Here is a 9,680-nt window from a genome sequence, read left to right as displayed (position 1 = left end):
GAGAACCGCCTAAGCATTGGTGTAGCGCCCAGCGAGAGCCTACCAAAGCACCCAAGAGACTTTGCAGGTAAACCAGAGCCAAAATGATTGAGACTAATGTCTCTCGCCACCACCAAACATTTTTCCAGGTAGTTCAAAGTTATTACCAGCTAACAAAGCCTCGGATTATTCCGTTGCTTTTGATTACCACGGCTGGGAGTATGTGGATTGCTGCTAAGGGAGAAGTCGATCCATTGCTGTTGCTAGTAACTCTCACTGGTGGCACTTTGGCTGCTGCAAGCGCCCAGACAATTAACTGTATCTACGATCGCGATATTGATTATGACATGGAGCGGACGCGCCATCGTCCGATGCCATCCGGTAAGGTTCAGCCGCGCGATGCTCTAATTTTTGCGATCGCACTCGCAACGCTTTCCTTTACATTACTAGCAGTATTTGCTAATTTGTTAGCCGCCTCGCTAGCCTTCTCTGGCATCGTCTTTTATATTTTGGTCTATACTCACTGGCTAAAACGCCACACCACCCAAAATATCGTTGTTGGTGGGGCGGCTGGGGCAATTCCGGCATTAGTGGGTTGGGCTGCCGTCACAGGCACATTAAGCTGGTCAGCATGGTTAATTTTTGGCATCGTCTTTTTGTGGACACCACCCCATTTCTGGGCATTAGCTCTGATGATTCGGGATGATTACGCAAAGGTTGGGATACCAATGCTACCTGTGATTGAAGGTGATGCAGCAACAGTACGGCAGATTTGGAATTATACACTGCTAACCGTAGTTGCAACCGTGCTATTGTTTTATCCTTTGGGCGCGAGTGGAATTCTTTATGCTGCGATCGCTGTAAGTCTGGGAGGATTATTTATCCACAAATCTTGGCGGTTGTTGCAAAATCCAGAGGATCGCGCTGTAGCTAAAGAGTTGTTTCTCTTTTCCATCTCCTACATGATGCTGTTGTGTCTGGGGATGGTAGTTGATAGTCTTCCCGTTACCCATAATCTAATTAATGCAGCGATCGATAAGTTGCATTTTATAGCTTAGGGGATGGAAAATTTAGCGATCGCGTTTGATAAAGGGGCGCGATCGCATTTTTGGAAATTAAAAAATATACATAATAACTACAGTTTGGCGGATTTGCGATTAAAAATAAAATCTCAGTTATAACCAAATTGATTAAAAGCTGAATGTTGACAAATTACATTCGTACAGCAATGCACAAAGCAACTTATGAGTTGCTTGAGGATGGAACTTTCTATGGCGAAATTCTAGAATGTCAAGGTGTGTGGGCAAACGCTGCAACACTAGAAGCTTGCCGGGAGGATTTGCAAGATACTCTTGAAGGATGGATTGTACTAGGATTGCGTTTGGGTCATACTCTACCAATACTTTATGGCGAGATTGTCTATATATTGGGAAGAGGAGTAAAACGCAAAGGAACGCGGAGTTGAACGCAGAGGGACGCAGAGTTTTAAAGCAGTATCCAGATTATTTTGGAACGGCGTTGTTCATTAGGAAAATGGCAGTGAACTGCATCACGAACCATTTCCTCTAGTGTTTCTATATCGTCAGCCTGAGTAAAAATTGACTCCGTTAGAGCTACTGCTGTATAACCACCATCAGGATCATCTTCAAAGAGAAATACAATTTCAGTCATAGCGAATCTTTTTATAAATACTAAATTTTAAAGCCCACACTCTTCACATCTTAGTAAAATCAAACTCACTACTAATGTCATCCCAGTAATCCTAAAACATGGTAAATGACCTTTTGGAGCTTTTATAGAGAAGATCGGGTCATCAAACCATACAGGAGACATTTCTTCAAATAAATCTATAAAAAACAATAATTTCTGTCTTCCCATTTTAAAACGCAACCATCCTACTTCAGCTTATTGTCATCAAGGTTAAAAGGATTTGAACAACTAGAATTAGAACAGTAAAGCATATTTGGAAATATATCAGCAGGTAGAGTCTATGTTCAGTTTTCCCATTTTCTGCTGACTCAGTTTCACCACTCTCTATTTTTAACTAGATTTACTTCTACTGGCATCTACAATCTCAAGTCACTTTTGCTAGCGTAGTGATATAGAGTTTATCGCTCTCCAGTAGACGGCTGGAAGCAAAAGGATTAATTAATATGGCTCATTTAAATCAGCGTCGCTCCCAAAATGTCAACGGCGATTTTTATGTAGATACTACCTGTATTGATTGTGATACCTGTCGCTGGATGACTCCTGAAGTATTTTCTCGTGTTGATGAACAGTCGGTAGTTTATCATCAACCAACGAATGATACAGAAAGATTAGCAGCGCTTGAAGCACTTTTAGCTTGTCCTACTAGTTCTATTGGTACAGTTGAGAAACCAAAAGATATCAAAGATGCTCAACAACAGTTTCCAATATTAGTAGCGGAAAATATTTACCATTGCGGCTATCATTCTGAAAAATCTTACGGTGCTGCTAGCTATTTAATTCAACTTCCAGAAGGTAACATTTTGGTAGATTCTCCCCGGTTTACGCCGCCTTTAGTTAAGCGTTTAGAAGAACTGGGGCCAATTCGTTATATGTACCTAACTCATAAAGATGATGTGGCAGATCATCAAAAGTTTGCCGAGCATTTTCAGTGCGATCGCATCCTTCATACTGATGATATTACTGCGGATACTCGCAATGTTGAAATACAGCTAACTGGTTCTGAACCATTTACCTTGACTCCAGATTTATTAATTATCCCAGTTCCCGGTCACACCAAAGGGCAAACTGTTCTACTTTATGAAAATAAATTTCTGTTCACAGGCGATCATCTGGCTTGGTCAGAAAGCTTGCAACAACTAGCTGCCTTCCACGGTTTCTGCTGGTATTCTTGGTCAGAACAGACTAAATCGATGCGTAACTTGGCTAATTACTCTTTTGAGTGGGTACTACCAGGTCATGGGCGAAGGTTTCATGCCGATCGGGAAACCATGCGCCAGCAGATGCACAAGTGTATTGAGTTAATGGAATCTTTGGATTGACCGAATAATTCATAATTATTTGGTCATCTGAAAAAGCCCACGAAGAACCTAACCCCCTAACCCCCTTCCCGACGCAGGAAGGGGGAAAATTCAAAGTCTCTCTCCTTTTAGGTTACGGTGTACACACAAGTATGACCAGTATAGGTTTCAACTCTTCTAGTAGTTTCGTAGGGTGCGTTATGGGTACGCCAAAATAACAAATGGGTACGCCAAAATAACAAATGGGTACGCCGAAATAACAAATGAGTTCGCCGAAATAACAAATGGGTACGCCGAAATAACAAATGGGTACGCCGAAATAACAAATGGGTACGCCGAAATAACAAATGAGTTCGCCGAAATAACAAATGAGTTCGCCGAAATAACAAATTTAGGGAAGGGGTTGGGAGTTAAATCTGTACTGCACTCAACTGAGAACCGCTATATATTGATTGCATACAAACCACAAGCGCTATAACCTGAGTTTTAGCACCCTTTTACCCAGACACGGATTATGAAAAAGCTGATCAACAAGCCAGAAGACTTTGTGCGGGAAAGTCTAGAAGGTATGGCGGCGGCTCATTCCGATTTAATTAAACTGAACTACGATCCCGCTTTTGTCTATCGAGCCGATGCACCTATAAAGGGTAAAGTAGCAATTATTTCTGGTGGTGGCAGTGGACATGAACCAATGCACGCTGGCTTCGTGGGCAGAGGAATGCTTGACGCAGCTTGTCCTGGTGAGGTTTTCACTTCCCCTACTCCTGACCAAATGCTAGAAGCAGCCAAACGAGTAGATGGAGGCTGTGGTATCCTTTATATCGTCAAAAATTACAGTGGCGATGTGATGAACTTTGAAATGGCAACGGAGTTAGCCCGTGGTGAGGGTATCCGATCGCTAAATATTTTAATTGATGACGACGTGGCAGTTAAAGATAGCCTCTATACCCAAGGACGGCGGGGTGTGGGAACAACAATCCTGGCGGAAAAAATTTGTGGGGCTGCGGCTGAGGCTGGGTATGATTTACCACAAATAGCAAATTTATGTCGCCGAGTAAATCTGAATGGGCGGAGTATGGGAATTGCTCTAACATCTTGTACAGTGCCCGCTAATGGAACGCCAACATTTGAATTGAGCGATCGCGAAATCGAATTAGGTATCGGTATCCACGGTGAACCTGGAATAGAACGTACAGTAATCAAATCAGTAGACGAGATTACCGAAATTTTAACGCGATCGCTTCTTGAGGATGCAGCATACAGCCGCACACTGCGCGAGTGGGATGAAGACAAAGGAGAATGGGTAGATGTAGAACTAACAAATCTCCCATTTGCCAAAGGCGATCGCTTATTAGCTTTTGTCAATAGTATGGGTGGAACCCCGATTTCTGAACTGTATATTGTTTACCGCAAACTCGCTCAAATCTGCGAACAGCAAGGATTACAAATTGTGCGAAACTTGATAGGCCCTTACATCACATCTCTAGAAATGCAAGGTTGCTCCATTACCCTGCTGAAATTAGATGATGAAACGATCCGTTTATGGGATGCACCAGTAAAAACAGCAAGTTGGCGCTGGGACTAATTCGTAATTCGTAATTCGTAATTCGTAATTAAAGATAGTTTCAGACTGTATATTTAGATAACTACACCAAACAAAGCCATGTATAGAGGGATCATCCCAAATGTTTAAAAGCGTAGGCTGTCATTGTGAACGTGATAAAAATCTATCATCTTGAGAAATTTACTTACATTGGAATACTCCCTGTATAGATGAGGAAAACTTAAACCCTAAAATTACGAATTACGAATTACGAATTACGAATTACGAATTATGGTAACTCAAGCACAGATATTGCAATGGTTAGAGGCTTATGCAACCGAGATAGAGGCGAATAAAGCCTATTTGACAGAATTAGATGCTGCGATCGGAGATGCTGACCACGGTATCAATATGGATCGCGGCTTCAAAAAGGTAAGTGCCCAGTTACCAACTCTTACAGACAAGGACATCAGCAACATTCTCAAAACTGTCAGTATGACCTTGATTTCTTCCATTGGCGGTGCTAGTGGTCCTCTTTATGGAACCTGGTTTTTACGAGCCAGTACAGCAGTAGCAGATAAGCAAGAATTAACAGCAGAAGATGTGTTAGAGCTACTCCAGGCAGGCTTAGACGGCGTGCTGCAACGTGGCAAAGCTCAACTAGGAGATAAAACAATGGTGGATGTACTGTCTCCATCTGTAGACGCTTTTAGGCAGGCTGTAGAAGAGGGAACGCTGAAAGCGATGCAACAGGCTGTAGTAGCAGCCCAAAAGGGGTTGCAAGAAACTATACCAATGCAAGCGAGGAAGGGACGGGCTAGCTATCTAGGAGAACGGAGTATCGGACATCCCGATCCAGGAGGGACTTCTGCTTATTTGATGTTAAAAAGTTTACTAGGGGTATTGGATAGTTATAAATAATACTCTTTTTTCCAACTTATCTGGTTATTTGATTCACGACAGATGTACTCTGAATACGCCACTTAGCCCGTTCTCGAATCAAATCATACCTAACTCGCAAATTATCATTAGAAGAGTTTTTAAACTGACCATTTTCATATAACTGCGTCACTTCCTTTACCGTAGCTTCCACTGCTGCCCGATCTGCAAATAAATCAATTTTCTCGACAGATTCCACTTTAAAACTATGGCTGTACTTGCGGTAGCGGTTGTCTGACCTATCCTGTTGAGCAATCAGCCGCCATTGAGACAAAGCTGAACCTGTTAAAATCTGGCCTAAATTATTAATCTCATGATTTGGCCCTAAAGCTGCGGCTTTGGTAGATAACCAAGTCCCAATAACTTCCTCTGCCGTCGCCTTTGTTAAAGGGCCTTCTTCTGATTCTGGTTTGCTATTTGCATCAGGAATAGATACTGCTGGTTGATTTATCTCTATAAACAACTGTGGATAATTCGGAGAGAGTGGAGGAAAAAACAGATTTTTTAACCATCCAAAAGTTGTTGTGGCTAACACCCAAAAAACTAATATACTTACCAAAGAAATAAACACTCTCCATACGAGCCGTGTTTTTCCTTCTATGGTGTTCGCAAAAGTTCGCCGCCGGCGGGGACGACGAGCATGAGGACGATTATCTAGTAAACGCTCTCGGCTCGCAGATGGAGTCGGTTTTCTCCTTCTGCGCTTTTGATTATGATTGGGCGCGGCACTTTTAGCTGAACCGTTCAAATGCTGATTAGTGCCTCTGCTCACCCGTTCAGCAGCAGGAACCTCTGATTTTACACTTTCAGATGAATTCCACAGAGGCGGTGAGAAGTTTGGATATTCAGGTATTTCTTTGATTGGTGTTTCTGGTAAATCTGAGTTAGGTATTCTGCTGTGATTAGATTGCCCTGAATTCCTAGTTGAATTGTTGTGGAAATGAGGATTATTTGTCTTAGACCGAGGAAAAGACTGGGGGTTAATTACAGCCCATTCATTAGTTGTTTCTGCATCATTTGGCAGTGCTTCTAAATAAGCTTGCACTTGTTGGTTAGCAAAGTAATCTTTTAGGAAAGCTTGCTGGTTTGCTAAATCTCGGAAATGGGGAAATACTTCGTGTTGCAACCACTGTTCGGCATATAGACACAGCCCAGGTAATAAATCTGGAGAGTCTTGAGATTTTTCCCGAATAAAAGCTAAAGCCTCGTACTCCTGACTAAGTTCTAAAACCCGAGTTGCTTCTTCAGTTTGTCCCAAAAGTAACGCACATAACGACTGTTCTAAATGGACATCTTGGCGCTTACCCAGACGCAGAAGCATTTGCCTTGCTTGACGAATTAAAGCAGGTTGTCGTTGAGCAAATCCCCGTGCTATCAATGCATAAACAGCTAAGTAAGTGGCAACAGCAGAAGAACGTTTGCTTTGGGCTTCAAATAACTTATGCTGTTCTGCGACTGTTAAGTGGTTGCGTAACTGCTGGATAAATCGCAGAAAGTCATCTATATTTAAGCCAGAGTCATCATTGTTTGTGCCATCAATGCCACCACGATCTTCTAAGAGATTTTGCAATAATTCCAAGCCTTGGCTGCGTTCGGCAGTCTTTTCTTGAGGTAGTGCCAACAACTCCAAAATTCGATATGGTCGCAATTTGTAAAGATCCGCCTGAATTTCCGCCTGGACGCTAGAGAACAACCCTTCGCGTACTAGCAGTTCTTGCCCCGTTTCTAGGGATATAGCAGCATTTTCGTAGTGACCTTGCTGCCACTGTTCGCGACCTAATTCTAAACAAGCAAGGGCTACAGTGAGAACAACATCGGGATGTTCTGCATTTTCATAAATTTCTTCGTCTGCTAAATTACTGCTCTTTCTTGTACTTGTAGCACCATTTTTATTTACCAGGTACGGACGACCTAGTTTTAGGACAAGTTCATATTCCCCCAACTCTTGCAAAATTAATAAAGCACCAACTAATTCGTCTTGGGTAATTTCGATACCCAGACTTTGAGTGTCAATACCCCTTTTAGTGCTTTCTGGACGATTTTCCAGCGCTACTGCGGCAGCAGCAAGGTTATCAGGGTCATAGGCATGGGCAAGATAAAGCTGATCGTAGGTACTGCGTTGTTTTGGATCTGATAAAACCACGTAAGCTTCTTCTATGAGTTGTTTACGAGAAGAAATTGCTGCCTGAGAATACTCACGTCGTGGCAATTGTACAATGCGATCGCTGTATGCCTGACGCAATTGTTCTTCACTTGCCGCCAACGGTAGTCCTAAAATTCGGTAGTAATCTAGCGGAATTCGCACAGCCTACTTCCCCTGCACCGCGATCAACATAATGTCACCTAGAGCTTTCCAGGCCTGTAAAACCGTGCCATAATAATGCCGTATAGAATTTACTCTACAAGTGTATATCGCAACAACTTGTTTTGTACCTTCCCGAAATTTTGAGTCACATTTTAGTACTAATTTTTTGCTTTCGCCTAGAAAGCCTCAATTGTTTGTCTTAATTCTTAGTATTTTTGTTTAACACAGACTATTATCAGCCTTCGATACCACAAACCACAACTACCGCTTTTAATCACGGCATAAATGTTGTGGTTCCTAGAATCTATTGATGATTGATTTTTTCGGTACTTTCCCAGTATGCAGTAACAAAAATACTACTATTGGGAATTGACCCTGATAACAAGAGAACAAGATGATATCATAATTAACCTTTAATTACAATTACCTATTTCGGTATATAGATTTTTGCCTCCTTTTTTTTAAATTGTTAGTGGATATGCAGAAAGCAGTCGATCTTGATTGCTAGTCTATGAAGGGGAAAAGTGAGAGAGAACAACTTCAAGCAACATATATTGTCGTTAAAGTCAAATCCTCACGGGGCATGGGCTGAAAAGTTAAAAATCAAAAATTAAAAATTCAGCTATTCCCTAAGACCCTTTTTTGGTGCATAAATAAAGTTTGATTGTTGAGTCTTACAAACGCTAGCCTGTTAAAAGCTGAGGTGTTATCAGACCAACTTATTTAAGACCGTAACTTTAAGTTGTACAACAGGGATACTCAAAAATAATGGTTCAAGAGCGTACTTTACCCACATTTAATCCTGCTAATACGCGCATTACTAAAGAAGAAGGATTATGGTTGTATGAGGACATGGTATTAGGGCGCTTGTTTGAAGACAAGTGCGCTGAAATGTACTACAGGGGCAAAATGTTTGGTTTTGTCCATTTGTACAACGGTCAAGAAGCTGTTTGTACTGGTGTTGTCCAGTCAATGCGACCAGGTGAAGATTACGTTTGTAGTACTTACCGGGACCACGTTCATGCTTTGAGTGCGGGAGTACCAGCAAGAGAGGTAATGGCAGAATTATTTGGCAAATCCACAGGTTGCAGCAAAGGGCGCGGTGGTTCCATGCACATGTTTTCTGCCGAACATCGCTTGCTGGGTGGCTATGCTTTTGTGGCTGAGGGAATTCCTGTAGCAGCTGGGGCGGCTTTTCAAAGCAAATATCGCCGTGAAGTGCTGGGAGATAAAAATGCTGACCAAGTGACGGCTTGCTTTTTTGGCGACGGTGCAGCCAACAATGGTCAGTTTTTCGAGACGCTAAATATGGCAGCCCTATGGAAACTGCCAATTCTGTTTGTAGTCGAAAATAATAAGTGGGCTATTGGGATGTCTCACGAACGAGCCACTTCCCAACCAGAGATTTATAAAAAAGCCAGTGTATTTAACATGGTGGGCGTGGAAGTAGATGGCATGGATGTACTAGCAGTCCGAGCCGTGGCCCAAGAAGCTGTAGCCCGTGCCCGTGCAGGTGAAGGTCCAACATTAATTGAGGCGCTTACCTACCGCTTCCGGGGTCATTCATTGGCTGACCCAGATGAAATGCGAAGCAAGGCAGAGAAAGAATTTTGGTTCGCCCGTGACCCAATTAAGAAGTTAGCAGCTTATTTGCTGGAGCAAAATCTGGCGGATGAGGGAGAAATCAAAGCAATTGATCGTAAAATTCAGGATGTAATCGACGACGCGGTTAAATTCGCCGAAAGCAGCCCCGAACCAGACCCCAGCGAGTTATATCGTTTCGTGTTTGCAGAAGACGAGTAAATTCTGGGGACTGGGGATTGGGGACTGGGGACTGGGGACTAGGGACTGGGAAAGAGTTATTTGAATCCCTAATCTCTAATCTCTAATCCCTAATCCCTAATCC

At 42.6% G+C, this 9,680-nt stretch carries 8 protein-coding genes; 6 read left to right on the top strand and 2 right to left on the bottom strand.

The features are described 5' to 3' along the window. Positions 1–83: 83 nt before the first annotated feature. Entirely contained in the window at positions 84–1,037 is a 954-nt protein-coding gene (locus CDG77_RS32080) for a heme o synthase (RefSeq protein ID WP_094333248.1), read from the top strand. Between the two features lie 143 nt (positions 1,038–1,180). Beyond that, the gene (locus CDG77_RS32075; RefSeq protein WP_094333247.1) at positions 1,181–1,444 is read left to right on the top strand and encodes a type II toxin-antitoxin system HicB family antitoxin; all 264 of its coding nucleotides are present in this window, start codon (positions 1,181–1,183) and stop codon (positions 1,442–1,444) included. Between the two features lie 20 nt (positions 1,445–1,464). Here the strand turns inward: CDG77_RS32075 and CDG77_RS32070 are convergent, their stop codons facing one another. Continuing rightward, a complete protein-coding gene (locus CDG77_RS32070) occupies positions 1,465–1,650 on the bottom strand; it encodes a 2-oxoisovalerate dehydrogenase E1 subunit beta (RefSeq protein ID WP_094333246.1) in 186 nt (61 codons plus the stop codon). A gap of 482 nt (positions 1,651–2,132) precedes the next feature. Between CDG77_RS32070 and CDG77_RS32065 the strand changes: the two genes are divergently transcribed. The 3 genes from CDG77_RS32065 (at position 2,133) to dhaL (ending at position 5,451) form a co-directional block, all read left to right on the top strand. Next, entirely contained in the window at positions 2,133–3,008 is an 876-nt protein-coding gene (locus CDG77_RS32065) for an MBL fold metallo-hydrolase (protein WP_094333245.1), read from the top strand. A 493-nt stretch (positions 3,009–3,501) separates the two neighbouring features. Further along, the gene (gene dhaK / locus CDG77_RS32055) at positions 3,502–4,572 is read left to right on the top strand and encodes a dihydroxyacetone kinase subunit DhaK (protein WP_094333243.1); all 1,071 of its coding nucleotides are present in this window, start codon (positions 3,502–3,504) and stop codon (positions 4,570–4,572) included. 249 nt (positions 4,573–4,821) lie between these two features. Then, a complete protein-coding gene (gene dhaL, locus CDG77_RS32050) occupies positions 4,822–5,451 on the top strand; it encodes a dihydroxyacetone kinase subunit DhaL (RefSeq protein ID WP_094333242.1) in 630 nt (209 codons plus the stop codon). Between the two features lie 16 nt (positions 5,452–5,467). Here dhaL and CDG77_RS32045 read toward each other — a convergent pair whose 3' ends face one another. Then, the gene (locus tag CDG77_RS32045; protein ID WP_094333241.1) at positions 5,468–7,774 is read right to left on the bottom strand and encodes an IMS domain-containing protein; all 2,307 of its coding nucleotides are present in this window, start codon (positions 7,772–7,774) and stop codon (positions 5,468–5,470) included. Between the two features lie 768 nt (positions 7,775–8,542). On the opposite strand from CDG77_RS32045, the gene pdhA reads away from it, so the two are divergent. Beyond that, complete coding sequence (gene pdhA / locus CDG77_RS32040; protein ID WP_094333240.1) at positions 8,543–9,577, top strand: pyruvate dehydrogenase (acetyl-transferring) E1 component subunit alpha; 1,035 nt, start codon at positions 8,543–8,545, stop codon at positions 9,575–9,577. Positions 9,578–9,680: the final 103 nt, after the last annotated feature.

The organism is Nostoc sp. 'Peltigera membranacea cyanobiont' 213, from assembly GCF_002245975.1.
Taxonomy (GTDB): Bacteria; Cyanobacteriota; Cyanobacteriia; order Cyanobacteriales; family Nostocaceae; genus Nostoc.
The sequence above is the reverse complement of the archived record's forward strand: the minus strand, read 5'-3'. Positions and strand labels throughout refer to the sequence as shown.